Origin of the sequence: Paraburkholderia saeva, from assembly GCF_907164555.1 — a bacterium.
In the GTDB taxonomy this organism is placed as follows: Bacteria; Pseudomonadota; Gammaproteobacteria; order Burkholderiales; family Burkholderiaceae; genus Paraburkholderia; species Paraburkholderia saeva.
In genome coordinates this window covers 89,127-112,997 of sequence record NZ_CAJQZC010000006.1, presented here as the reverse complement: position 1 = coordinate 112,997, position 23,871 = coordinate 89,127, and the positions used below count along the sequence as shown (strand labels likewise).

The window sequence follows — 23,871 nt, the reverse complement described above, 5'->3', positions numbered from 1 at the left end:
GATCTCCCGTTGCGTGCTGTAGCTCGTGCGTTATGTCGTGCCGCCGTCGCTGTCGGGCCATGCCATGCCGGTGAGCGCGACCACGCGACCTGGTGCGGCTTGCCAGTTGATCGAGCGGACGAACTTCGTCGCGTAAAGGTTTTCTTGCCACAAAGAATGGGTTTCGAGCACGGTGCCGTCGTCGTCGGTGACTGAAACTGTTCCTTCGGTTGCCACGTCGAAAACGGCCGGGTCGGACACGAGCACGACGCCTGACGGATCGACAAGGGTGATCGTTGACGGATCGACTCCGCGATTGACCACGACCGGCAGGCCGAGCCATGCGCCGCCGGCGATCGAGAGGTCAGCCGAGCCGATCGCGTTGCCGAGCATGGCGAGCCGCACGCACGTTTGCGGATTCATGACCCACGCGGACGCGCCCAGATTGCCGCTGAACTGTCCGAGCATGCTTCCCACGTCCGCCTGAATGCTTGCGGCGTCGGTGCCGGTGCTCGCAATCTGTGGTGCGCCATAGGTGAGGCTCTGCGGGGTCACGCCGTCGCTGCCGTCGCCGTCTGGATTGGTCAGGGCGTAGCTTTCGGCCGCGCCGATCGAGTCGGCAATTGAAGCCGATAGCGCACGCACGTTTTCATTGCCGAGAATGCGAACGGATTCGACCGTAAAAAGCAGGATTCCGCCAAGCGAGCGGATACCGATGCGGGCAATTTTGAATGAGGCGTTAGACACGACGATCAAACCGCCTTCGGGACGCCATTGCGCGTCAGGCGGAACGTCCGATATCAGAACCGGCTCGTTGGGGTTGGCCGTAACAAACGGACTGATTTTCTGTATTTGATCGAGCACGCCGGGAGACTTCGCGCTGTCGATCATCGCGTTATAGGCCGTGACCCATTGCGTCGCGTCGGCGTCGCCTGTCGAGATGCCGATGCTTGTCGACGAAATAAGCGCGTCTTTCAGGATGCGCGCCGCGCTGCCGGGTGTCTCGTCGCCCCACGTTGCGCGGGCGAGTGAGAGAGCAGCCGTTAAGTCACCTCGTGATCTCGCTACGCATGCAAGCGCTCGTGCCGCTTCGAGTCTTTCCGTCCGCATTGCCGTCTCCCGTAGAAGGTCGGCGGGCGCGATATGCGCCGCCGTTCTCTACAGATTCGGCAATGCGGACGGAAAACGCTTCACGACTTTTCTGGAATCGCGAGCGGTTTTGCGATTTATTTCCGGTCTCACGACGGGCCGAGCATATGGCGGGCGATATCGAACAGCGAAAACCAGCGATGTTTGTCGCCGTCGCGATGACAGGGTAGGCGCAATTTGCCGAGCAGTTCGCGCCGTGCCAGCGTGCCGGGTTTGCGGCCGAGCAGTTTCGCCGCGTCGCCCTCGCGGATCATCCAGTCGGCTCGCACGAACGAATGAAACTCGTGTTGAACGCGGGTGCGCAGCGCGATCACGAGCGCGATCACGGCTTGCTGATAGTTGAATTCGTAGGGCGCGGCCATGCTGTTCTCCGTTAGCTATTCGTCGTCGGTGTCGAGATCGTCGAACTGTTCGAGCAGCGCCGCACGTTGCGCCGCTTCGTCGTCGAGCACGTCGAGATAGACCTGCATGTTGAAGTGTGATTCGACGCCTTGGCGTAAAAGATCAGCGAGCACGTCAGGCGGCAGGCTTTCGGCCTGCACAGTTTGCCCTTCAAAGCGGCGGCGGTCGCTCGGTTTCGGCGGTGCGGTGACAAGTCCGAACTGAGGGATATGTCCGGGTAGCACGGCGAGCCGGTCGAATTCGACGCGCCCGCCGTAGCGCTTGCAAAACGCGCCAATATCTTCGGCCAGTGACATAAAAAGATGGATGCCGGACGGGTCGTGATCGCCGATGTGCAGCACGCGCACGGGCACGTCATACCCAGCAAACTCGCGGGCGATCGTGTGCTTGACCGATACCGAATCAAAGCCGCCAGAACTGAATACCGGCACGCCATACCGGTCCGCCACGCGTTCAAGCTGCGGGACCATGCCGGACGTTTCGCACCACACGACAAGCCGCTCACGCTGTCCGTCCTGACGATCGAGCCTGAAGTGCTTTTCAGCGGTATAGCGGCATGCCTTCATAAAATCGCCCGCGTCGCTGTAGGTGTCGCTACTGGCCCGCGTGAATCCGTCGTCACGAATCGCGTCCCACGGGATCACACCAGCGCGTCGGCCAGAAACGAGCATTTCGCAAAGCCGCTTGTAATCGCGGTTCGTCTTATCGAACCCGTGCGCGGCCACGAGCCGGTAGAAAATCTGTCGTGCGGTGAGCGGCAGGTGCTCGCGGTATTCAGCGAGCACAGCTTGCACATGCGCCACCAGAGCGAGCGTTTTTGCCTGCGGGTTCCAGGCGTCGAGAAAGCCACGGGCGCGGCCATGCTTGGCGCGGCAGTTGTCGAATTCAGCCATAGCGCGCTTTCTTCGCGTTCGCGGCATGGTGTGCGGCGTCGTATGCAAGGTGACACCGTTGACACCACGCCCTCAGATTGGACGGCTCACAGTTCGGCAGGGTGTGATCGAGGTGTGCCACGGTGAGCACGACAGGCGAGCCTGTAACCGGGTGCGGACGGCCGTTCTCGGCGCGGCAGTCAGGCCAGCGCGGCGAGCCTTCGCAGCGGTTGCCAGCGCGCGCCAGAATGGCGGGCCGCACTTCGCTTTTCCAGTTCGCCGGATAGAGCTTGCGGTTTTCACGTTTGATCGGCATGTCGTTCGCTCCGGTTGGCGGTCTAGTTCAACGTGCGCTTCGGAAATTCGGCGCGGCTGTCGCGGCCAAGCGCGCGGCGTGTGACGCCAAGCGCGACAGACACGAACGCCTCGGGATAGGTCAGCCCTTGCGCCATGCGCGGCCGGATATCGTCAAACTCCGGGCCGAATTTCGGATACAGCGCCTCGATGCCGTCGAGGTGTTCGAGCTTCGCGGCACGGCACAACAAAATCACCGTGCCAGGCAATTCGAAAATCTTGCCGGTGACGTACTTCGCGATCAGCCTCTCGCCTGCCTCGCGTTCGCGTGCGTCCATTGATTCGAGTTCGGCGCGGTAGTTAATCCCCTCGTCAGGTAATGGCGGGCGCGGCTTCCATGCGGCGATTTTCTTCGCCTCGCGTTTCAGTTTGCGCACGGTTTCGGCGTGAGTGAGTTCGGCGACCGGTTCCGTCCAGTGTTCATCGCAAAACCGCTTGCTTTCGGCGCATAACGCTTGCAGGTCAAATTCGATCATGTCGTTTTCTCCGTCAGGGTTGGTCGATCACTTCATGCGGTACAGCGGAAACACGCTAACGAGGTTTACGAGCTATACATGGCTAACACGGTTAACAAAGATAACGAGCCATACAAAGCTGTAAGACCCGTTAAGCTTGTTAAGTAGATAAAGCTTGTTAACCGTGTAAAGCATGTAAAGCATGTAAAGCGCTGCGGCGCATAAAAAGACTAAAGAAAGAGAGAAGACTCTCTCTCTTCTCTCTCTCTTTATCTCTCTGTTTCCTTCTTTTTATACGGACCGTCCGCCGTTGCTTCGACCATCTGACGGCCAAGCTGGGTAAGGCTCGGGATTCCGCCAGGCTTCGCGATATAGCCGTTTTCCTGCAAGCGCTTGAGCATTTGCCATACGGCCGGACGCGAAAGACCAAGCGTCTCTTCGAGTTCGCGCGGCAGGCGGTTGCCGCGATGGATTTCGCGCAGGTAGGTCATCTGTTCATCGCTTGCCATGTTGTCGCCCTCGCACACGTAGCTGAATCGCAGATCATCGCCAAGGCGCAATACGTGGCACGCGTCACCGCTATCGCGACTACGCTGATAGAGCTTTGTCAAATTGCCTTCGCGGCGCAGCAGGAACAGCGCGTCGGCGTTGCCCGTGACAGCCGGTGAACCCGATATCGCGCTGAACGGGTCGCCGTCGAGTGGCGGTGCTTTGACCGTATGCAGAACCAGCACGATCGAGATACGGCGTTCGTTCGCCTCATGGGCGAGCCATTGCAGTTCTTCGGTTTCGTAGTCGTATTGATCCATTCCGCGCGGTTGCGGCGCACAGAACTTTTTCCAGATATCCACGATCACCATTTGCAGGGTCGGGCGGGCGTCGAGTAGCTCGATGAAGGCCGCGCGGTTGCCGCGTCGCCATTCGAGAATCCAGCCCATATCCGGCGCGGTCGTGGCGTTCGGCCGCAATTTCAGGTAGCGGTCATAAATCCGGCGTCGCGAGTTTTCCAGGTCGATGTACAGCACGCCACCAGGCGTTACCTCGCGGCCCCATACGTCACTACCTGACGCCTTCGAGAGCGCCCAGTCGGCCACGAGCAGAGATTTGCCGCCCTTTGGCTTGCCCGCTATCACGATCAGTCCAGGTGGCAGGAATCCGGGCACGATGTAGCGGATCGGCTCGGGCGGCGCTGCGATCAGATCGGCGGCACTAATCACTTTGGGCGTCCATATCTCGATTTCCTTCGGCTTCGGTGCCCGTTTCCCGTTCGCCGCTTTCACGAGCGGCACGCGCTCGGTCCATCCGGCTACGGCTGCGGCAATCTGGTCGGCGTCGTCGGTGCGCGGATCACCTTGTCGTGCCCGCAACTCGATCCGCTGTACCTTCAGGTCCTCGAAACGCTCATCAATTTTCGAATGGACAAGAGCTTTATCTGCGGCGATTTCTTCGGGCGTGGGCATGGGTGTGCCGTTCGGCAGTAGCACGCGCGCCGGTTCGCTATCGCCGTGTCCGTTATGCCCGTTCGTCAGTGCGATAGAATTCTCGTCATCTGTCATGTTTTTCGGGCCGCCTTCCGTGCGGCCCTTTTCTTTGGCAGTCATGCCCGCTCCAGTTCGAATGCGAACGCTCGCCATGCGCAGCGAGTGCGCACGTCGAAAGTCTGGTTTTCGGTATCTGTCTGGTTCCCTGGCGCGGGAGGGCGGTCGATTTGCTATAGCCCGGTTGACCGCAGGGCTTGTAATGCGGGACTACGCGGCGGCGGCGGTCGTGGTTTCTGCGGGCAGTGCTCCGGTCGTCAACAAGGCGAACGCAACAACCTCAAAGCGGTCCGTATCGGCGATCATGCCGCGACGCGGGCCGCCCGGTTGACGGATCACGTCGATCTCCATCAGGCGTTGCCCGTAGCGGCGTTGGAAATGAACCCATGAATTGGCCGAGCCGGAATAGCCCAGTTCGGGGTGAGCCTGGGCGAACGCGCGCCACACTTCGGACGCGTATTTCCAGTTGGTGATAGTGGGGGTGATGGTGTGTGGGACGATTGCCTGCATGTTTGATTGACTCCTGTGTTTACCGGCTTCGGGGCAGGTGTAGGTGGTCAATCTAAACGCGGCAGTCAGGGAAGGGAACGGGCGCAGTTCTCACGAGCCGGTTCGTGAGAACGATTCTTTTACTTTTCGTCGTCGCCCTTCCACGGTTCGCCAGCTTCCCGGCTTTGCTGCCGGTATCGGCAAACGGTGCTGTATCCGACGTTGAATTTTTCCGTAACGCCGATATCACAGGCTTTTGTGTCGTTTCTTTCGGCGTGCAGTTGCTCCCACAACGTCCGGCACTCGGCCCGTTTGCGAGCCTCCTTTTTCCTGCGTACCTCGGCGCTTATCTTTGCGCCACGCACGCCCAATGCCCGCGAATGTGCCTGCACGACGCGCTCAACAGTTGCGCAGGCGTCCCTGATAGATTCGCTACACCCGTCCACCTTGACCAGTTCGGCAACGGCGGCCAGCGTCGGCCCTTTCGATTGGGCCAATGCCTGGCCGGTGCCGTCTTTCATGTGCGAAACCACACGGCACAGGTCCGAATTTCCGCTATTCGGTGCCGCACGTATGCCGAGCCGGGGCGCAAAGTACAGTTGCTCCGTTACCAGGGCATAGGCCAGATGCAGGCCGATTTCGTCATCGTCTGCGTCACTCATGCCGCGCTTTTCCATGAAGCCTCGGTCGCTTCGCGCAGAGTCTTGCTTTCCAGATGACCGTATCGGCGCGCCAAAATCAACGACGAATGCCCTAAAACTTGAGCAGCTACCCCAAGCGTGACGCCCGAGCGCAGCAGTTCGGCGGCGCGGTGGTGGCGAAGGTCGTGTTGGTGAAGGTCAGGGCGTCCGATAGCCTTCGTCAGCTTCGCCCACGACGCACGGTAGTTCACGGGTTGACCGGGAACCTTGCCCGCGAACAGCAGGGCGTCGGCGTCGCGCTTCGGCCATACGCGGCGCATGAGTGCGGCGGTTTCTTCGCTGAAAAAAATCTGACGGGGCTTGTCGGTCTTCGTCTCCATGACCGTAATCACGCGGGCGTCAAGGTCAACGTCCTTCCAGCGGCGTTCGCGCACTTCGCCGCGACGCCCGCCGCTTTCGAGCAGCAACCGGACATAGACGGCAAAGCGACGGTCAGGGAAGGCGTGCGCGCCCTTGAGCAGCGCGCGGATTTCGCGCTCGGCGATTTCGACGCGGCGGATTGCTTCCTCGAAACGCATCAGGCCAAGGGTCGGGGAGACAAAGCCAGCGGGCGCAAGGTGTCGGCGGATCGCCCACTTGAAAAGCGTGCCGATTTGCGAGGTGTCGCGATTGATGGTGCTCGCCTTGTAGATGCCGCTCTGAAGCATGGCTTCGGCGGCAAGGCTGATTTCACGGGTGGTGAGGGACCAGGCGGACAAAGCGCCAAAAGCCTCAGTCCACTTCCGTAGCCTGAGGTCCGCGCCGTCGAATTGAACCGCGCAGTAAGCGTCAGCCAGTTCCCTAAAGGTCATGTCGGCGGCTTGACGCTCGCCAAGCTGGCCCATAGCGGCCAGTAAATTGATTTTTGGTTTCACGAACAAAGGTTCCAGTGCACTGTGCAAAAAGAACCTGCCCGAAGCCGTGACCCAATCCTCAAAAGCCTTACTGGGTAAGGCTCTCCGGATAATTCTGGTGGGTGGTACAGGGATTGAACCTGTGACCCCTGCCGTGTGAAGGCAGTGCTCTACCGCTGAGCTAACCACCCGAAGAGAGCCGAATTATGTCAGACGGCTGAGAAGTCGTAAAGCACTTTTTAAGCAGACTGCGTATCGGCTGCTGCACCGGCTTCGGATGCCGGTTCCAGACGCCAGACGCTCGTGCCCTTGACCGCTTTGTCGAGACCATCCAGCACGGCCTGATGTTCGGCGAGCTCGTCGCTGCTCGCCGCCAGCACGACCAGTTCGAGTGCATCGAGCTTCACGCGGGGCGCATGTGCATCGCCGCCACCGGACGCTTCGCCCATCATGTCGATGACGAGGCTTTCCTGGCCGCGCGTCATCGCGAGGAAAACTTCCGCGAGCAGTTCCGAGTCGAGCAACGCGCCGTGCAGCGTGCGGTGCGCGTTGCTGATACCGAAACGGTCGCACAGCGCGTCTAGCGAGTTGCGCTTGCCCGGGAAAATCGACTTCGCCCGAACCAGCGTGTCGATCACCTCGCCGCATTGCTGACTGAACGGGGGCAGTCCAAGCAGCGCGAACTCCGCATCGAGAAAGCCGATGTCGAACGGCGCGTTATGAATGATCAGCTCCGCGTCCTGTACGAAATCGCGCAACGCATCGGCGATTTCGGCGAACTTCGGCTTGTCGCTCAGGAATTCAGTGGTCAGGCCGTGAACGGCGAGCGCGCCCGGATCGCTGTCGCGCCCCGGATTTACATAAAAGTGCAGGTTGTTGCCTGTCAGCCGACGGTTGACCAGTTCGACACAGCCGATTTCGATGATGCGATCGCCGGTGCGCGCATTAAGGCCTGTGGTTTCGGTGTCGAGAACAATTTGACGCATATCGGATCAGCTCGCGTTGAAAGTGGCGATAAAAAGCGGGGGCGGGAACTCAGGTTCCAGCGAGCGAGGCAACGCCGCGATTCGCAAGGGCATCGGCGCGTTCGTTTTCCGGGTGGCCGGCGTGGCCTTTCACCCAGCGCCATTCGATCTCATGCTGCTGAACCAGCGTGTCGAGCCGTTTCCAGAGATCGGCGTTTTTCACCGGCGTTTTCGCTGCCGTCATCCAGCCTTTCTTTTTCCAGCCGTGAATCCATTCGCTGATGCCTTTCTGTACATATTGCGAATCGGTGTGCACAACGGCCTTGCACGGGCGTTTCAGCGCTTCGAGCGCCGCGATTACGCCCATCAGTTCCATGCGGTTGTTGGTGGTGAGCGCTTCGCCGCCAAACAGCTCCTTTTCCTGCGCGCCAAAGCGCATGAGCGCGCCCCAGCCGCCAGGGCCTGGATTACCTTTACAGGCGCCGTCGGTGAAAATTTCGATGATGTCTTGAGTCATTTGCTGTGGTTACGGGTATTCGGGGTGGCGGCGGGCGCAAGCCCGGCGGCAAGAACGGGCTTTTTCACCTTCAACGGGCCGACGAGACGCATGCCGCGCACGCGCTTGATCGCCGTCACCATGTAGGACGCGCCGAAGATGGGCCACCAGCGGTCGCCGGCGGCTTCCATGAAGGCATAGCGCGCGAGCCACTGATCGCTGACGAGGGGCGGACGATAGCAGCCGAAGCGTCCGCGTTCAAGGTCGAAGCCTAACAGCTTGATCCAGTCCTTCAGGCGCGTGAACGCGATCAGGTCGTGCTGGGCGGGCACGAACGGCCGACCGGTGACCTTGCCGAGCGATTGTCGCGCACCCCACAGTGACAGCGAATTGAAGCCCAGAATGATCAGCTGGCCTTCCGGCATCAGTACGCGCTCGGCCTCGCGCAGCAGGCGGTGTGGATCGCTCGTGAATTCGAGCGTGTGCGGCATCACGATCAGATCGACGCTCTGCGCCTCGAACGGCAGATCGAGCAGGTCGCACCAGACAGTGCTGCGTCCCGCAGGCGCGTGACGTTCCGGAAGACTGTGGACAGGGCCAGGCATGGGCCCGCGCGGGAGCGAGTAGGGCGCGCTGCTGCCGCTGGCGGCGTCCAGCACAAGGCCGCGGCAGGGCATGCGGTTCTCGCGCAGTGTGTCGAGCTGAGGCAGGCCGAGCTGAAGCGCGTGATAGCCAAATACATCGGACACCACGCGGTCGAGCTGCGCCTGTTCCCATTCGAGCACGTATCGACCGGGCGGCGAATCGGTCCAGGCGGGCCAGTCTATAATCGATCGGTCAGACATGTCAGAGAATGCGTCGCCCATGAATTCGCTTGAACTTGAATACGTCCCGGTCCCCGCGTTTGAAGACAATTACATCTGGCTCGTGTCGGACGGCCGCCACGCAGTGGTTGTCGATCCGGGCGAGGCCGAACCCGTTCGCGCATATCTGGCAAAACGGGGCTGGCAACTGAGCGCTATTTTACTCACGCACCATCACCGCGACCACGTCGGCGGAGTGGCCGATCTGCTGAACGGCCAGGCCGTGCCCGTCTACGGCCCGGCCGGCGAAGCGATCGAGCATCTCACATTTCGGCTGAAACACGGTGATCGTGTCACGCTCGCCAAACCGGCGCTCGAATTCACCGTGCTCGACGTCCCGGGCCATACGAGCGGCCATATTGCCTATTTCCAGGCCGCCGACCCGCGCGGCACGCCGCACGTCCTCTGCGGCGACACGCTGTTTGCGTGCGGCTGCGGGCGGCTCTTCGAAGGCACGCCGGCGCAGATGCTCGATTCGCTCGATTCGCTCGCCGCGCTCCCCGGTACAACCGAAGTCCACTGCGCGCACGAATATACGCTCTCGAACATCCGGTTCGCGCTCGCCTGCGACCCGGACAACCGTGCGCTGCAGGACTGGCGCGACGAAGCGACGGCGTTGCGCGCTCGCAAGGTGCCGACGCTGCCCACGACGATCGCGCACGAAAGGGCGGTCAATCCGTTCCTGCGGGCCGACGATCAGGCCATCCAGACGACCCTCGCCGAACAGTTGCATGAATCGGTGCCCGACCGGCTGGCCGCGTTCACATTGATGCGCGAATGGAAAAACCGCTTCCGTTAACCCGGATCCAAGCACGGTTTTGCTCATCTCAAAAATAGAAAAAATTCGCCAAGTCTAGGATTTGCCAAGGTTTTCTTATATTTCTGATTGACGAAAACTGTGCGGTTTCGTACTATCGGCTCCAAATTCCAGTCCTATGGAAGCCGAGATCTACATGCGATTCATCCTAAGTGCGCTGTTGGTCCTGACGCTCGCCGCATGTGCGAGCTCGGGGCCGACAGCGAATAATCCGACCTCCGCAACGAACCCCGCCACGCAGCAGGCAGTAGCCGACGCCCTCCGCAAGACCGCCTCCGCCAAGGAAACAATCAACGTCGATCAAGGTTCCGTCAACCAGCTGACGAGTGCCGACGCCGATCTGTGGGGCCGTATCCGCCGTGGTTACCAGATGCCGGACCTGCAGACCGACCTCGTCGACATGCAGGTCAACTGGTACGCGCAGCGTCCCGACTACGTCCAGCGCATGACGGTCCGGTCGCAAAAATACCTGTATCACATCGTTGAAGAGCTCGAGGCGCGTCACATGCCGACCGAGCTTGCACTGCTGCCGTTCATCGAATCCGCGTACAGCCCGCAGGCGCTGTCGGTCGCGAAGGCTGCGGGCATGTGGCAGTTCATGCCCGGCACGGGCCGCACGTACAACCTGAAGCAGAACATGTGGCAGGACGAGCGCCGCGACGTGCTCGCCTCGACAAGTGCCGCGCTCGACTATCTGTCGCGCCTGCATGACATGTTCGGTGACTGGTATCTCGCGCTCGCCGCGTACAACTGGGGCGAGGGCAACGTGCAACGCGCGATCGCGCGCAACGAGGCGGCCGGGCTGCCCACGGATTACCAGAGCCTGCGCATGCCGAACGAGACGCGTAATTACGTGCCGAAGCTGCAGGCGGTGAAGAACATCGTCGCGAATCCGCAGATGTATGGCCTGACGTTGCCGAGCATTCCGAACCACCCGTACTTCGTGACCGTCACGACGTCGCATGATATCGACGTCGACACGGCGGCGAAGCTCGCGAACATGTCGACGGACGAATTCCGCTCGCTGAATCCGTCGTTCAGAAAGCCGGTGATTCTCGGCGCGACGCAACCGCAGATCCTGCTGCCGTTTGACAATGCAAGCGCATTCGAAACGAACCTGAAGTCATATAGCGGCTCGCTGTCATCGTGGACCACCTACACGGTCACCGAGCGCGCGGGTCCGGCTGCAATTGCGCAAAAGATCGGCGTCGACGCGGACACGCTGATGGAAGTGAACAAGATTCCGGCGGGCATGCGTCTGAAACCGGGCTCGACGATCGTCGTGCCGCGCGGCGACGATGACGACGAAGACATCAGCGCCGACGTCGCCGAAAGCGCCGTGCTTGCCATGGAGCCGGACGTTCCGGACACGCGCAAGATGCTGATTCGCGTGCGTCGCACGCAGTCGATGGCATCGCTTGCCGATCGTTACGGCGTTTCTGTCGGACAACTGAAGGCATGGAACCGTACACATCGCAATCAGGTCTCGCCGGGTCAGGTCATCGTGCTGCACGTGCCTGTGGGCAAGGCATTGCCGGCTGAACCGGGCCCCGTGCTGCGCGCGAGCGCATCGTCGGACGAGAGCGGCGGCGTCGAGAAGATCGGCACCCGGGTCGCAGACACGAAGCCCGATTCGCGCTACGATAAGAAGAAGGGTCGTAGCCAGGGCAAGATCGTCAAGGCTTCGGAACCGGTGAGCAAGGCCAGCGCATCGACAGGAGCCAGCAAGAGCAAAACGTCGAAGGTCGCGGTTTCATCGGGTACACCCAGCAAGGCGTCGAAGGCTGCGGGTAGCCGCCCGAAGACCACAGCCAACGCGCAGAAGGTCAAGTAAACAATAGCGGCACCTGCAGAGGTGACAACATGCGTTGCGGGGGCAGCGCATGATTTACGCTCCGATCACCTTTCGCCTTTAAAACGCCGTCGCGTGTCGCGATGGCGTTTTCATTTCTGCAGACCTTTCAGCGCGCGTGGGCTGTTTGCCGTATCGTTCAGGTTTCCTGCTTTCGCGGCCTGATCTCCCGTCCGATACTTATCCTGCGCGCCATGTCGTCGACCCAGTTTCGTGTTTTCCTGCTGTTCTCGCTCGGCTACTTCATTTCCTATCTGTTTCGTGGGGTCAATCTGGGCTTTGCGCCGCTGATCACGCACGAACTCGGACTGTCCGCTGCCGATCTCGGACTTCTGACGAGCCTTTATTTCCTCGGCTTCGCGGGCGCGCAGATTCCGGCCGGCGTGCTCCTCGATCATTTCGGTCCGCGACGCGTGACAGCCGGGCTGCTGCTGTTCGCGGCGGCGGGGATCTGGGTCTTTGGCGCGGCGCACAGCGTCGGCATGATGATGCTTGGACGGCTGCTGATCGGCGTCGGCGTTTCGGCATGTCTCGGCGCGGCGTTCAAGGCGCTCGCGCAACATTTCGTCGTGACGCGCCTGCCGCTGGTCAACGGGCTGGTGATGGCGGTCGGCGGGCTCGGCGGCGTTGCCGTGGGTTCGCCACTCACGTGGGTGCTGGGCTTCACGGGATGGCGCCTCGTATGTGTTGTGCTCGGGCTACTGACGATTGCCGTCTCGGCCGCGATCTGGACGATGGCCCCCGACGCGCGCGATACCCATCATCAGGCCGGTCTTGTCAGCCAGTTCAAGGGCACAGGGCACATCTTGAAGAGCCCCGCGTTCTGGAAGGTCGCATCGTTTTCGGTCATGACGCAGGGCGTCTTCTACGCGATGCAGTCGCTCTGGGTGGGCGCGTGGCTGCGCGACGTCGCCGGTCTGGCGGCGGGGCCCGCGGCGGCACTCGTGTCGCTGCTTGGTGTCGCGATGATGGCGGGCAGTGTGGGCTTCGGCGCGGCGGCGCGTTCGCTCGAAAAGCGTGGCGTGTCGCTGTACGCGTTCAGCGGTATCGGCATGGGGCTTTTTGTCATCGCGCAGGTCCTGATCATGCTGCGCGTGCCGCTGCCGGCCGGCCTTCTGTGGGGCGCATACGGCATTTTCGGCGGCACGGGCATCCTCAGTTACGCCGTGCTGGCGCGACATTTTCCGCCGCACATGACGGGCCGTTGCAACACGACGCTCACGCTGATCATCTTCCTGCTGATTTTCGGCTTCCAGATTGGCGTCGGCGCGGTGCTGTCGCGCTGGCCCGCAACCGATGGCCGCTATCCGCCCGCCGCGCACCTCACTGCATGGGGCATCCTCGTTGCGCTGGAGATTGCGAGCGCCATCTGGTACGTGTTCCCCGGGCGGGTTTTGACAAAGCCCGCGCATCTGCACGCGGAACACCAGTCGTAGCCGGCGGCGCGCTTTCCGTCCCGATTTTTGGTTCGCGACATCACGGTGAAAAGCCGCAAAGCCTTGTCCCACAAGGCTCGCACCGCGACTCGCACGCCCCCGGCCGGGGTTCCGGCCTATCCTGGATTTGAAGGAAAGGGTACTTTCGGGCTATAATTGCAAGGTTTGAGCTTATCAACCCGCACCCTAGCGCCTACCTCTCCCACACCGTTCATCCGCCGCGCGCCGCGAGCGTCCCGCATCCAGCCGATCCGTCCACACAATGGACCCATCGCGCCCGACGCGACGCGACGTGACGTCAGCCGCGATACGCGAGCGGGCCTGCGCGTGCATCCCGTCGATGCGCCTCGCCGCGGCCCGCACGGTCGGATAGACAGGTCGGCAACAGGGTGTTCCCCAAGGAGTCTCCCCGTGTTGCCGTCATTTTCTCCTGCTTTGCTCGCACTCGCCGACGGCACGGTCTTTCGTGGATACTCGATCGGCGCCGCCGGTCATACGACTGGTGAAGTTGTCTTCAATACGGCTATCACGGGCTATCAGGAAATCCTGACTGACCCGAGCTACGCCCGCCAGATCGTCACGCTGACGTATCCGCACATCGGCAATGTCGGCGTCAACGCCGAAGACGTCGAAGCCACGAAAGTCCATGCCGCCGGCCTGATCATCCGCGATCTGCCTGTTCTCGCGTCGAATTTCCGCATGGAGCGCACGCTCCCGCAATACCTGCAGGACGAGGGCGTCGTCGCTATCGCCGGCATCGATACGCGCAAGCTGACGCGCATTCTGCGCGACAAGGGCGCGCAGAACGGCGCGATCGTCGCCGGTTCCGACGACGAAGCGAAGGCCATTGAACTCGCGCGCTCGTTTCCGGGGCTCGCCGGCATGGACCTCGCGAAGGTCGTGTCGACGAAAGAGCCGTTCGAGTGGACGCAGCGCGAATGGTGTCTCGGTAGCGGCTACGGCACGCAGGATGCGCCGAAGTACCGCGTCGTCGCGTTCGATTACGGCGTGAAGTACAACATTCTGCGTATGCTGGCCGAGCGTGGCTGTCACGTCACCGTGCTGCCGGCGCAGGCCACTGCCGCGGAGGCGCTGGCGCTCAATCCGGACGGCGTGTTCCTGTCGAACGGCCCGGGCGACCCGGAACCGTGCGACTACGCGATTCGCGCCACGAAGGAATTCATCGAGCGCGGCATTCCGACGTTCGGCATCTGTCTGGGTCACCAGATCATGGGTCTCGCCGTCGGCGCGAAGACGATGAAGATGAAGACGGGCCACCACGGCGCGAATCACCCGGTGAAGGATCTCGACGATGGCCGCGTGATCATCACGTCGCAGAATCACGGCTTTGCTGTCGACGCGGCCACGCTGCCGTCGAACGCGAAGGTCACGCACGTGTCGCTCTTCGACGGCACGCTGCAAGGTTTCGCACTCACCGACAAGCCCGCGTTCTGCTTCCAGGGTCACCCGGAAGCGTCGCCTGGCCCGCACGACATCGCTTATCTGTTCGACCGTTTCACGGCATTGATGGACAAGCGCAAGGCGGCCAGCACGGCAGCAGCCGCGCTCGCGTAAGCGGGTCGCGCGTAAGTCGAAAGGGTACAGAGCGCGCGCGAGGCAAAGCAGCGAGTGAAAAGCGCGGGCGGCAACAACCCGCGCGGAGTAGCCGGACGCGAACGCCAGCACGCAGCGCGCCACGGCAAGAACACAGGAATATTTAGCGAGAGCGTTATGCCCAAGCGGACAGACATCAAGAGCATCCTCATCATCGGCGCGGGTCCGATCATCATCGGCCAGGCGTGCGAGTTCGATTACTCGGGCGCGCAGGCGTGCAAGGCGCTGCGTGAGGAAGGCTACAAGGTCATTCTCGTCAACAGCAATCCGGCGACGATCATGACCGACCCGAACACGGCCGACGTCACGTACATCGAGCCGATCACGTGGGAAGTGGTGGAGCGCATCATCGAGAAGGAGCGCCCCGACGCGATCCTGCCGACGATGGGCGGCCAGACCGCGCTCAACTGCGCGCTCGACCTGCATCACCACGGCGTGCTGGCGAAGTACAACGTCGAGCTGATCGGCGCGTCGCCGGAAGCGATCGACAAGGCGGAAGACCGCCAGAAGTTCAAGGACGCGATGACGAAGATCGGCCTCGGTTCGGCCAAGTCGGGCGTCGCGCATTCGATGGAAGAAGCGCTCACCGTACAGGCGCTGATCGCGTCGGAAACGGGTAGCGGCGGCTATCCGGTCGTGATCCGCCCGTCGTTCACGCTGGGCGGATCGGGCGGCGGCATCGCTTACAACCGTGACGAATTCGAAGAGATCTGCAAGCGCGGTCTCGATCTGTCGCCCACGCGCGAACTGCTGATCGAAGAGTCCCTGCTCGGCTGGAAAGAGTACGAGATGGAAGTGGTCCGCGACACGAAGGACAACTGCATCATCGTGTGCTCGATCGAAAACCTGGATCCGATGGGCATCCATACCGGCGACTCGATCACGGTCGCGCCGGCGCAGACACTCACCGACAAGGAATACCAGATCCTGCGTAACGCATCGCTCGCCGTGCTGCGCGAGATCGGCGTCGACACGGGCGGCTCGAACGTGCAGTTCTCGATCAATCCGAAAGATGGCCGGATGATCGTGATCGAAATGAATCCGCGCGTGTCGCGTTCGTCGGCACTGGCCTCGAAGGCCACGGGCTTCCCGATCGCCAAGGTCGCGGCGAAGCTCGCATGCGGCTACACGCTCGATGAACTGAAGAACGAAATCACCGGCGGCCAGACGCCGGCATCGTTCGAGCCGACGATCGACTACGTCGTCACGAAGATCCCGCGTTTCGCGTTCGAGAAATTCCGCGAAGCCGATCCGCGCCTGACCACGCAGATGAAGTCGGTCGGCGAAGTGATGGCGATCGGCCGCACGTTCCAGGAGTCGTTCCAGAAGGCGCTGCGCGGTCTCGAAGTGGGTGTCGACGGACTCGACGAAAAGACCACCAGCCGTGACGAAATCATCCGCGAGATCGGCGAAGCCGGTCCGGATCGTATCTGGTACGTCGGCGACGCGTTCCGTGTCGGCATGACGCAGCAGGAAATTTTCGACGAAACGTCGATCGACCCGTGGTTCCTCGCGCAGATCGAACAGATCATCCTGAAGGAAAAGGCGCTGGCCGGTCGTACGCTCGCGAGCCTCTCGAAGGAAGAGCTCAAGTATCTGAAGCAGAGCGGCTTTTCGGATCGTCGTCTCGCGAAGCTCCTCGGCGCAACGCAAACCGACGTGCGCCGTCGCCGTATCGAGTTGAACGTACGCCCGGTGTACAAGCGCGTCGACACGTGCGCGGCCGAGTTCGCGACGAAAACCGCGTACATGTACTCGACGTACGAAGAAGAGTGCGAAGCGAACCCGACGAACAACAAGAAGATCATGGTGCTGGGTGGCGGCCCGAACCGGATCGGCCAGGGCATCGAGTTCGACTACTGCTGCGTCCATGCCGCGCTCGCCATGCGCGAAGACGGCTACGAAACGATCATGGTCAACTGCAACCCTGAAACCGTCTCGACCGACTACGACACGTCCGATCGTCTGTACTTCGAATCGCTGACGCTCGAAGACGTGCTCGAAATCGTCGACAAGGAAAAGCCGGTCGGCGTGATCGTGCAATACGGCGGCCAGACGCCGCTGAAGCTCGCGCTCGACCTCGAAGCGAACGGCGTGCCGATCGTCGGCACGTCGCCGGACATGATCGACGCGGCCGAAGACCGCGAGCGTTTCCAGAAGCTGCTGCAGGACCTGGGCTTGCGCCAGCCGCCGAACCGCACCGCACGCGCCGAAGACGAAGCGCTCAAGCTCGCCGACGAAATCGGTTATCCGCTCGTCGTGCGCCCGTCGTACGTGCTGGGCGGCCGCGCGATGGAAATCGTCCACGAGCCGCGCGACCTCGAGCGCTACATGCGCGAGGCCGTGAAGGTGTCGCACGATTCGCCGGTGCTGCTCGACCGCTTCCTGAACGACGCGATCGAATGCGACGTGGATTGCATTTCCGATGGCGAGGCCGTGTTCATCGGCGGCGTGATGGAGCACATCGAACAGGCCGGCGTGCACTCGGGCGATTCGGCGTGCTCACTGCCACCGTACTCGCTGTCGAAGGAAACGATCGCTGAGCTGAAGCGCCAGACCGGCGCGATGGCGAAGGCGCTGAATGTGATCGGCCTGATGAACGTGCAGTTCGCGATCCAGCAGGTACCGCAGGCAGACGGTTCGAAAGAGGACGTGATCTACGTGCTCGAAGTGAATCCGCGTGCATCGCGCACGGTGCCGTACGTCTCGAAGGCGACGAGCCTGCCGCTCGCGAAGATCGCCGCGCGCGCGATGGTCGGCCAGACGTTGGCGCAGCAGGGCGTCACGAAGGAAGTCGATCCGCCGTATTTCAGCGTGAAGGAAGCGGTGTTCCCGTTCGTCAAGTTCCCGACCGTTGACCCGGTTCTCGGACCCGAAATGCGTTCGACCGGCGAAGTGATGGGCGTGGGCCAGACGTTCGGCGAAGCGCTCTTCAAGTCGCAACTGGCAGCGGGTTCGCGTCTGCCGGAAAGCGGCACGGTGCTGTTGACCGTGATGGACGCCGACAAGCCGAAGGCCGTCGAAGTGGCGCGCATGCTGCACGAACTCGGCTATCCGATCGTCGCGACGAAGGGCACGGCGGCTGCAATCCAGGCGGCCGGCGTGCCGGTCAAGGTGGTGAACAAGGTGAAGGACGGCCGTCCGCACATCGTCGACATGATCAAGAACGGCGAGATCGCACTCGTCTTCACGACGGTCGACGAAACGCGCGCCGCGATCGCCGATTCGCGCTCGATCCGCATGAGCGCGCAGGCCAACAAGGTCACGTACTACACGACGATGTCGGGTGCGCGTGCCGCGGTTGAAGGTTTGCGCTATCTCCGGGATCTGGAAGTCTATGATTTACAAGGACTCCACGCTCGCCTAAACTAAGGCTTCGATTTCGAGTCAAAGATGTAAGTGCCGCGGTTAAGCGGCGTCCCATAAGGCACTGGCCCCAGTTCCGGCCAGGTTCCTCCGGGATGCACTTAACCGCGGTGATTTTTTTACGGCTGTTTTTTGCATAGAGTTGTTTATGAGCACTGTTCCATTGACGAAGCGCGGCGCGGAAATGTTGCGCGATGAATTGCAGCGCCTGAAATCGGTTGAGCGTCCGGCGGTCATTAATTCGATCGCGGAAGCCCGTGCCCAGGGCGATCTGTCGGAAAACGCCGAGTACGACGCTGCAAAAGAAAAGCAGGGTTTTATCGAAGGCCGCATCGCGGAGATCGAGTCGAAACTCGCGGGCGCACAGGTGATCGATCCGGCTGCGGTCGAGGCGGAAGGGCGCGTGGTGTTTGGCGCCACCGTCGAACTCGAAGATCTGGATTCGGGCGCTGCCGTCACGTATCAGATCGTCGGTGACGACGAGGCTGACATCGACCATGGCCTCATCTCGATCAGCTCGCCTATCGCACGCGCGTTGATCGGCAAGTCGGAAGGCGACGTTGCATCGGTGCAGGCGCCGAGCGGCGTGCGCGAGTACGAAATCATCGTGGTTCGCTACGTTTGAAGAAGGGCGCGCCGTGTCGCTGATGCCTCATCGTGTGTTCCGGCTGCTGACTGTCGTATGGGTCGGCAGTCTGTTCACGATCGGCTACGCCGTTGCGCCTGTGCTGTTTGCATCACTCCCGCGTGTAACGGCTGGTGCGGTTGCGGCGCAGTTATTCCGCATCGAGGCGGTGTTGGGCGCGGTGTGCGGCGTGCTGCTGCTCGCGCTCGGCAACGTGCTCGTGCGACGCGGTGAGAACGCGTACCGTCGGCTTCGCTGGCTGACGGCCGCGATGCTGCTGTGCGTGCTGGTGGGTTATTTCGCGCTGCAGCCGTTCATGGACGCGTTGCGTATGGCCGCGTTGAATGCCGGCACGGATGTCGGTCATTCCGCATATGCGGCGCGCTTTGGCGTGCTGCACGGCGTGTCGAGCCTGTTCTATCTGGTCGAGAGCCTGCTGGGTGTTGCGCTTGTGTGGACGTTGCCGGTGAGCGCCGGTGTGCCCGCATCGCAGGCCGTGCGCCGCGATGCATCTGCGGGCAAGGTCGCGGGCTGAACTTCACGCCTCTTCCTGTGCGCCGTTCTTCCCGGCAATCGCTCGCCGTATGCGGCGAGCGAACCCGCCCGGTTACTTCGACGTCTGGTGTTGACGCTTCGCGCTGGTCTGGCGTTTCTTCGCGCGCTTGATATTGCCGCCTTGCGTGACGCGTTCGTTACCGCGCACTACAACCGCCTTCGCCTTCGGCTTGCGCATCGGGATTTCGGAAGGCTTCACGACTTTCACGACGCGCGGCGCGCGACCTTTGCCGGGTTTGGCCTCTTCAGCAGCAGCTTCGCGGGCACTCGGCAGCGCACCGCGTTTCGTCTTCGCGGCCGGCTGGGTCGATTCCGGCTTCCAGATCACCAGCAGCTTGCCGATGTGCTGGATGGGCGCGGCGTTCAGCTGGTCACAGATCTGTTCGTAGATTGCGAGCCGTTCTTCGCGTTCGTCGCCGAATACCCGGATCTTGATCAGCTGGTGCGCCTTCAGGTGAACCTTGATCTCGGTCAGGACAGCGTCGGTCAGCCCTTCGGCGCCGACGAGCACGACCGGTTTGAGCGCGTGAGCCTGGGAGCGCAGTTCGGCGCGTTGGTCGGAGGAGACTTTGAGGGCGGGCATGTGAAGTGGAAGACTCGACTAAAATGACGGCGCCCGCAGCTTGGATGCTTCGGCTTTTGCGCAGGCCGCGTCGTCAGGACAACATGGAAGCGCGGAACACTGCTCATTGAGCGGCAGCCGCGCGAATTAAACGCGTATTATCCGCTAAAAGCGCGGCATCACGCAGCAAGAGATCATCGATTAATGGCAAAAAACAAGTTCAACACGTCGTGGCTGCACGATCACATCAACGATCCGTACGTGAAAATGGCGCAGCGGGAGGGTTATCGCGCCCGCGCGGCCTACAAGCTGAAGGAAATCGACGAGCAGGACAAGCTGATCCGGCCGGGGCAGGTCATCGTCGATCTCGGCTCGGCGCCGGGCAGCTGGAGCCAGTACGCGCGTAACAAGCTCGCAAAGGGCGCAAAGCGCGACGACGAGCGGCAGGGCGGTATCGACGGCACGATCATCGCGCTCGACCTGCTGCCGATGGAGCCAGTGGCCGATGTCCACTTCATCCAGGGCGACTTTCGCGAGGACAGCGTGCTCGCCCAACTTGAGGAAATGGTGGGTGCGCGCCAGGTCGACCTTGTAATTTCGGATATGGCGCCCAACCTGTCGGGGGTGGCGCTGGCGGACGCCGCGCGGATCGAGCATGTGTGCGACCTCGCGCTGGAATTCTCCCAGAACCATCTGAAGCCGGATGGCGCCCTTTTAGTCAAGTGCTTTCACGGCAGTGGTTACAGTCAGATTGTTGAAAAGTTCAAGCAGCAGTTTAAAACTGTGGCTGCCCGCAAACCGAAGGCATCCCGTGATAAATCGTCCGAAACGTTTATTTTGGGCAAGCATCTGAAGCGTCCGAACTGACTGCCGGAAGGGGAGTAAAACGCGAAAGCGCAATATCTTCCGATCGCCGGAACCCGCCGCCAGCGTAGCGCGATGCGCTATTTTCGCGGTAGTGAATGGTTATGGCAGGGGTCTGCGGACTGGATTAGAATGCCTTAGTGGTGCCGCAAGGCAAATGTAGGCGCCCGTCTATGAGTGAAGGAGTGGTGCTTTGAACAACAATATGTTTTCGAAGGCAGCAGTGTGGCTGGTTATCGCACTGGTGCTGTTTACGGTGTTCAAGCAGTTCGACAAGCCCCGTGTCCAGGAAGGCGTTTCCTATTCGCAGTTCATGGACGACGCGAAGAACGGCAAGGTCAAGAACGTCATTGTCCAGGGGCGGAACCTCACGGTCACTCCAGCAGACGGCCAGAAATACCAGATCGTGTCGCCAGGCGACATCTGGATGGTCGGCGATCTGATGAAGTACGGCGTTCAGGTCAGCGGCAAGGCTGATGAAGAACCGAACGCGCTTGTCTCGGCGCTGTATTACCTCGGGCCCACGATTCTCATCATCGGGTTCTGGTTCTACATGATGCGACAGATGCAGGGGGGCGGGAAAGGCGGTGCGTTCTCGTTCGGCAAGTCCCGCGCGCGTCTGATCGACGAGAACAACAACGCCATCAATTTCACCGACGTCGCCGGTTGCGACGAAGCCAAGGAAGAAGTCTCCGAACTCGTCGATTTCCTGCGCGATCCGCAGAAATTCCAGAAGCTGGGCGGTCGCATTCCGCGCGGCGTGCTGCTTGTCGGCCCTCCGGGCACGGGTAAGACGCTGCTGGCGCGCGCCATTGCTGGCGAGGCGAAAGTGCCGTTCTTCAGTATTTCGGGTTCCGACTTCGTCGAAATGTTCGTCGGCGTGGGCGCGGCCCGCGTGCGCGACATGTTCGAGCAGGCGAAGAAGCACGCACCGTGCATCGTGTTCATCGACGAAATCGACGCAGTCGGTCGCCATCGTGGCGCCGGCATGGGCGGCGGCAACGACGAACGCGAGCAGACGCTGAACCAGATGCTCGTCGAGATGGACGGCTTCGAAGCGAACTCCGGCGTGATCGTGATCGCTGCAACGAACCGTTCGGACGTGCTCGACAAGGCGCTGCTGCGTCCGGGCCGTTTCGACCGTCAGGTGTATGTGGGTCTGCCGGACATTCGCGGTCGCGAGCACATCATGAAGGTTCACCTGCGCAAGGTGCCGATCTCGAACGACGTCGACGCAGCGGTTATCGCGCGCGGCACGCCGGGCTTCTCGGGTGCCGATCTCGCGAACCTCGTGAACGAAGCGGCGCTCTTTGCCGCGCGTCGCGGCAAGCGCATCGTCGAAATGAACGACTTCGAAGACGCGAAGGACAAGATCTTCATGGGCCCGGAGCGCAAGTCGGCCGTGATTCGCGAAGATGCGAAGCGCGCCACGGCGTACCACGAGTCGGGTCACGCGGTGATCGCCAAGCTGTTGCCGAAGGCCGATCCGGTGCACAAGGTCACGATCATCCCGCGCGGTCGCGCGCTGGGCGTTACGTGGCAATTGCCCGAGCACGACAACGAAACGTACTCGAAGGATTACCTGCTTGACCGTCTCGCGATCCTGTTCGGCGGCCGTGTTGCCGAGGAACTGTTCCTGAACCTGATCAGCACGGGCGCATCGGACGACTTCAACAAGGCAACCGCCACCGCGCGCGCCATGGTCGCCCGTTTCGGTATGACGGACGCGCTGGGGCCGATGGTCTATGTCGACGACGAAAACGACGCTTCACCGTTTGGTCGTGGTTTCACGCGCACCATTTCGGAAGCGACGCAGCAGAAGGTCGATGCTGAAATTCGCCGCGTGCTCGACGAGCAGTACAACCTCGCGAAGCGCCTGCTCGACGAAAACCGCGACAAGGTCGAAGCCATGACCGCCGCCCTGATGGAGTGGGAAACGATCGACGCCGATCAGATCAACGACATCATGGCCGGCCGTCCGCCGCGCTCGCCGAAGAGCTCGCCGCCCCCGGCAAGCGACGCGTCGGGTGGCAGCACCGGCACCGAAGTCAAGCCAGGCGCAACCGCACCGGCGTGATCGGAGCCGCAACACGCTACGGGCCGGTGTGATCTCACACCGGCCCGTTTTGCATTTTCTTCTCCTTCTTGAGCCGTTTCCTGCAGTGTCGAACGCTGATCTTCTGATGCATGCCGTACCCGAGCCGATGCAATGCGGCCGGTTCACGCTGTCCTTCGAACGCCCGCTTGTTATGGGCATTCTGAACGTCACGCCGGATTCATTTTCCGACGGCGGGCTCTTTGCCGCGCAGGCGGACGCGTTGCGCCAGGCAGAGCGGATGCTGCTCGACGGTGCGGACATCATCGATATCGGCGGCGAATCGACGCGACCGGGCGCGCCGCCCGTGCCGCTCGACGAGGAACTCGAACGGGTGATTCCGCTGATCGAGCAGCTGCGCGGCGCAAACGTGCCGCTGTCGGTCGACACGTACAAGCCGGAAGTCATGCGGCACGCATTGGCGGCCGGTGCGGACCTGATCAACGACATCTGGGGCTTTCGCATGCCGGGCGCAATCGACGCCGTCCGCGACAGCCAGTGCGGCCTGTGCGTGATGCACATGCTCGGCGAGCCGCAGACCATGCAGACCGGCGAGCCTGCCTACGACGACGTAGTGCGTGAGGTACGTGAGTTTCTCGAAGAGCGCGTCGGCGCGCTGACCGCAGCGGGCGTCGCGAAAGCGCGGATCAGCGTCGATCCTGGCTTTGGCTTCGGGAAAGCCGTGATCGAACACAACTACGCGCTGCTGGCGGCTTTGCGCGATACGGCGCCACGCAGTGACACGCCGTATCCCATACTCGCTGGCATGTCGCGCAAGTCGATGCTTGGCGCCGTCACCGGGCGCCCCGCGCCCGAGCGTGTCGCGGCGAGTGTCGCGGCGGCCGTCTGCGCGGCGGAGCGGGGCGCAGCGATCATCCGCGTGCACGACGTTGCCCAGACCGTTGACGCGCTGAAGGTCTGGTCGGCACTGCGCGACGCCGCACGTCGCAACTAACAACGCAACACATTTGTATTAAAGAGGGCATCAG

Annotated in this window: 23 protein-coding genes and 1 tRNA gene; 10 read left to right on the top strand and 14 right to left on the bottom strand. The window is 61.9% G+C overall.

Going from position 1 to position 23,871, the window contains the following annotated elements; translation table 11 throughout:
* Positions 1 to 30: 30 nt before the first annotated feature.
* The 13 genes from LPA36_RS17465 to LPA36_RS17405 all read right to left on the bottom strand — a co-directional run bounded on the left by LPA36_RS17465 (position 31) and on the right by LPA36_RS17405 (position 9,078).
* Positions 31 to 1,089, bottom strand: coding sequence for a phage major capsid protein (locus LPA36_RS17465; protein WP_228879182.1), 1,059 nt, complete (start codon positions 1,087 to 1,089; stop codon positions 31 to 33).
* Between the two features lie 128 nt (positions 1,090 to 1,217).
* A complete protein-coding gene (locus tag LPA36_RS17460; protein WP_228879179.1) occupies positions 1,218 to 1,490 on the bottom strand; it encodes a hypothetical protein in 273 nt (90 codons plus the stop codon).
* A 15-nt stretch (positions 1,491 to 1,505) separates the two neighbouring features.
* A complete protein-coding gene (locus LPA36_RS17455) occupies positions 1,506 to 2,423 on the bottom strand; it encodes a hypothetical protein (RefSeq protein WP_228879176.1) in 918 nt (305 codons plus the stop codon).
* A complete protein-coding gene (locus tag LPA36_RS17450) occupies positions 2,416 to 2,718 on the bottom strand; it encodes a hypothetical protein (protein ID WP_228879173.1) in 303 nt (100 codons plus the stop codon). The genes LPA36_RS17455 and LPA36_RS17450 overlap by 8 nt, the downstream gene beginning before the upstream one ends.
* Before the next feature lie 22 nt (positions 2,719 to 2,740).
* Positions 2,741 to 3,232 (bottom strand): hypothetical protein, encoded by a 492-nt coding sequence (locus LPA36_RS17445; protein WP_228879172.1) that lies wholly within the window; start codon positions 3,230 to 3,232, stop codon positions 2,741 to 2,743.
* A gap of 248 nt (positions 3,233 to 3,480) precedes the next feature.
* On the bottom strand, positions 3,481 to 4,812 hold the full coding sequence (locus tag LPA36_RS17440; RefSeq protein WP_228879170.1) for an AAA family ATPase: 1,332 nt from the start codon (positions 4,810 to 4,812) through the stop codon (positions 3,481 to 3,483).
* 147 nt (positions 4,813 to 4,959) lie between these two features.
* The gene (locus LPA36_RS17435; protein WP_228879167.1) at positions 4,960 to 5,259 is read right to left on the bottom strand and encodes a hypothetical protein; all 300 of its coding nucleotides are present in this window, start codon (positions 5,257 to 5,259) and stop codon (positions 4,960 to 4,962) included.
* Between the two features lie 119 nt (positions 5,260 to 5,378).
* Positions 5,379 to 5,915, bottom strand: a complete 537-nt coding sequence (locus tag LPA36_RS17430; RefSeq protein WP_228879166.1) for a hypothetical protein — start codon at positions 5,913 to 5,915, stop codon at positions 5,379 to 5,381.
* Positions 5,897 to 6,793, bottom strand: coding sequence for a tyrosine-type recombinase/integrase (locus LPA36_RS17425; protein WP_228879164.1), 897 nt, complete (start codon positions 6,791 to 6,793; stop codon positions 5,897 to 5,899). The genes LPA36_RS17430 and LPA36_RS17425 overlap by 19 nt, the downstream gene beginning before the upstream one ends.
* Before the next feature lie 95 nt (positions 6,794 to 6,888).
* Positions 6,889 to 6,963, bottom strand: a tRNA-Val gene (locus tag LPA36_RS17420).
* A 48-nt stretch (positions 6,964 to 7,011) separates the two neighbouring features.
* Complete coding sequence (gene dnaQ, locus LPA36_RS17415; protein ID WP_228879161.1) at positions 7,012 to 7,758, bottom strand: DNA polymerase III subunit epsilon; 747 nt, start codon at positions 7,756 to 7,758, stop codon at positions 7,012 to 7,014.
* A gap of 49 nt (positions 7,759 to 7,807) precedes the next feature.
* A complete protein-coding gene (gene rnhA / locus LPA36_RS17410) occupies positions 7,808 to 8,254 on the bottom strand; it encodes a ribonuclease HI (protein WP_228879158.1) in 447 nt (148 codons plus the stop codon).
* Positions 8,251 to 9,078, bottom strand: a complete 828-nt coding sequence (locus tag LPA36_RS17405) for a class I SAM-dependent methyltransferase (RefSeq protein WP_228879155.1) — start codon at positions 9,076 to 9,078, stop codon at positions 8,251 to 8,253. The genes rnhA and LPA36_RS17405 overlap by 4 nt, the downstream gene beginning before the upstream one ends.
* A 19-nt stretch (positions 9,079 to 9,097) precedes the next feature.
* On the opposite strand from LPA36_RS17405, the gene gloB reads away from it, so the two are divergent.
* The 7 genes from gloB (at position 9,098) to LPA36_RS17370 (ending at position 19,341) form a co-directional block, all read left to right on the top strand.
* Complete coding sequence (gene gloB / locus LPA36_RS17400; protein ID WP_228879152.1) at positions 9,098 to 9,895, top strand: hydroxyacylglutathione hydrolase; 798 nt, start codon at positions 9,098 to 9,100, stop codon at positions 9,893 to 9,895.
* A gap of 154 nt (positions 9,896 to 10,049) precedes the next feature.
* On the top strand, positions 10,050 to 11,747 hold the full coding sequence (locus LPA36_RS17395; protein ID WP_228879149.1) for a transglycosylase SLT domain-containing protein: 1,698 nt from the start codon (positions 10,050 to 10,052) through the stop codon (positions 11,745 to 11,747).
* Between the two features lie 212 nt (positions 11,748 to 11,959).
* Positions 11,960 to 13,201 (top strand): MFS transporter, encoded by a 1,242-nt coding sequence (locus LPA36_RS17390; protein WP_228879147.1) that lies wholly within the window; start codon positions 11,960 to 11,962, stop codon positions 13,199 to 13,201.
* 411 nt (positions 13,202 to 13,612) lie between these two features.
* Positions 13,613 to 14,776 (top strand): glutamine-hydrolyzing carbamoyl-phosphate synthase small subunit, encoded by a 1,164-nt coding sequence (gene carA, locus LPA36_RS17385; RefSeq protein ID WP_228879144.1) that lies wholly within the window; start codon positions 13,613 to 13,615, stop codon positions 14,774 to 14,776.
* Positions 14,777 to 14,932: 156 nt separating this feature from the next.
* The gene (gene carB, locus LPA36_RS17380) at positions 14,933 to 18,187 is read left to right on the top strand and encodes a carbamoyl-phosphate synthase large subunit (protein WP_228879142.1); all 3,255 of its coding nucleotides are present in this window, start codon (positions 14,933 to 14,935) and stop codon (positions 18,185 to 18,187) included.
* Between the two features lie 142 nt (positions 18,188 to 18,329).
* The gene (greA, locus tag LPA36_RS17375; RefSeq protein WP_228879139.1) at positions 18,330 to 18,806 is read left to right on the top strand and encodes a transcription elongation factor GreA; all 477 of its coding nucleotides are present in this window, start codon (positions 18,330 to 18,332) and stop codon (positions 18,804 to 18,806) included.
* Positions 18,807 to 18,828: 22 nt separating this feature from the next.
* Positions 18,829 to 19,341 (top strand): DUF4149 domain-containing protein, encoded by a 513-nt coding sequence (locus tag LPA36_RS17370; RefSeq protein ID WP_228879733.1) that lies wholly within the window; start codon positions 18,829 to 18,831, stop codon positions 19,339 to 19,341.
* A gap of 72 nt (positions 19,342 to 19,413) precedes the next feature.
* On the opposite strand, the gene LPA36_RS17365 is transcribed toward LPA36_RS17370, so the two are convergent.
* A complete protein-coding gene (locus tag LPA36_RS17365; RefSeq protein WP_228879137.1) occupies positions 19,414 to 19,944 on the bottom strand; it encodes a YhbY family RNA-binding protein in 531 nt (176 codons plus the stop codon).
* A 183-nt stretch (positions 19,945 to 20,127) separates the two neighbouring features.
* Here LPA36_RS17365 and LPA36_RS17360 point away from each other — a divergent pair, with 183 nt between their 5' ends.
* From LPA36_RS17360 to folP, 3 genes are all read left to right on the top strand, one after another.
* On the top strand, positions 20,128 to 20,790 hold the full coding sequence (locus LPA36_RS17360; RefSeq protein ID WP_228879134.1) for an RlmE family RNA methyltransferase: 663 nt from the start codon (positions 20,128 to 20,130) through the stop codon (positions 20,788 to 20,790).
* Between the two features lie 190 nt (positions 20,791 to 20,980).
* Positions 20,981 to 22,864 (top strand): ATP-dependent zinc metalloprotease FtsH, encoded by a 1,884-nt coding sequence (gene ftsH / locus LPA36_RS17355; RefSeq protein WP_228879131.1) that lies wholly within the window; start codon positions 20,981 to 20,983, stop codon positions 22,862 to 22,864.
* A 106-nt stretch (positions 22,865 to 22,970) separates the two neighbouring features.
* Entirely contained in the window at positions 22,971 to 23,837 is an 867-nt protein-coding gene (gene folP, locus LPA36_RS17350; protein ID WP_407674298.1) for a dihydropteroate synthase, read from the top strand.
* The last annotated feature ends 34 nt before the right edge of the window (positions 23,838 to 23,871 follow it).

Bases quoted from the DNA above. Each gene is read 5' to 3' on its own strand.
- LPA36_RS17390 (WP_228879147.1), top strand. From the start codon at position 11,960: ATGTCGTCGACCCAGTTTCGTGTTTTCCTGCTGTTCTCGCTCGGCTAC.
- LPA36_RS17440 (WP_228879170.1), bottom strand. From the start codon at position 4,812: ATGACTGCCAAAGAAAAGGGCCGCACGGAAGGCGGCCCGAAAAACATG.
- carB (WP_228879142.1), top strand. From the start codon at position 14,933: ATGCCCAAGCGGACAGACATCAAGAGCATCCTCATCATCGGCGCGGGT.
- LPA36_RS17405 (WP_228879155.1), bottom strand. From the start codon at position 9,078: ATGTCTGACCGATCGATTATAGACTGGCCCGCCTGGACCGATTCGCCG.
- LPA36_RS17465 (WP_228879182.1), bottom strand. From the start codon at position 1,089: ATGCGGACGGAAAGACTCGAAGCGGCACGAGCGCTTGCATGCGTAGCG.
- greA (WP_228879139.1), top strand. From the start codon at position 18,330: ATGAGCACTGTTCCATTGACGAAGCGCGGCGCGGAAATGTTGCGCGAT.
- LPA36_RS17365 (WP_228879137.1), bottom strand. From the start codon at position 19,944: ATGCCCGCCCTCAAAGTCTCCTCCGACCAACGCGCCGAACTGCGCTCC.
- LPA36_RS17460 (WP_228879179.1), bottom strand. From the start codon at position 1,490: ATGGCCGCGCCCTACGAATTCAACTATCAGCAAGCCGTGATCGCGCTC.
- LPA36_RS17435 (WP_228879167.1), bottom strand. From the start codon at position 5,259: ATGCAGGCAATCGTCCCACACACCATCACCCCCACTATCACCAACTGG.
- LPA36_RS17455 (WP_228879176.1), bottom strand. From the start codon at position 2,423: ATGGCTGAATTCGACAACTGCCGCGCCAAGCATGGCCGCGCCCGTGGC.
- LPA36_RS17395 (WP_228879149.1), top strand. From the start codon at position 10,050: ATGCGATTCATCCTAAGTGCGCTGTTGGTCCTGACGCTCGCCGCATGT.
- LPA36_RS17370 (WP_228879733.1), top strand. From the start codon at position 18,829: ATGCCTCATCGTGTGTTCCGGCTGCTGACTGTCGTATGGGTCGGCAGT.
- LPA36_RS17445 (WP_228879172.1), bottom strand. From the start codon at position 3,232: ATGATCGAATTTGACCTGCAAGCGTTATGCGCCGAAAGCAAGCGGTTT.
- dnaQ (WP_228879161.1), bottom strand. From the start codon at position 7,758: ATGCGTCAAATTGTTCTCGACACCGAAACCACAGGCCTTAATGCGCGC.
- gloB (WP_228879152.1), top strand. From the start codon at position 9,098: ATGAATTCGCTTGAACTTGAATACGTCCCGGTCCCCGCGTTTGAAGAC.
- folP (WP_407674298.1), top strand. From the start codon at position 22,971: ATGCATGCCGTACCCGAGCCGATGCAATGCGGCCGGTTCACGCTGTCC.
- LPA36_RS17360 (WP_228879134.1), top strand. From the start codon at position 20,128: ATGGCAAAAAACAAGTTCAACACGTCGTGGCTGCACGATCACATCAAC.
- LPA36_RS17450 (WP_228879173.1), bottom strand. From the start codon at position 2,718: ATGCCGATCAAACGTGAAAACCGCAAGCTCTATCCGGCGAACTGGAAA.
- LPA36_RS17430 (WP_228879166.1), bottom strand. From the start codon at position 5,915: ATGGAAAAGCGCGGCATGAGTGACGCAGACGATGACGAAATCGGCCTG.
- rnhA (WP_228879158.1), bottom strand. From the start codon at position 8,254: ATGACTCAAGACATCATCGAAATTTTCACCGACGGCGCCTGTAAAGGT.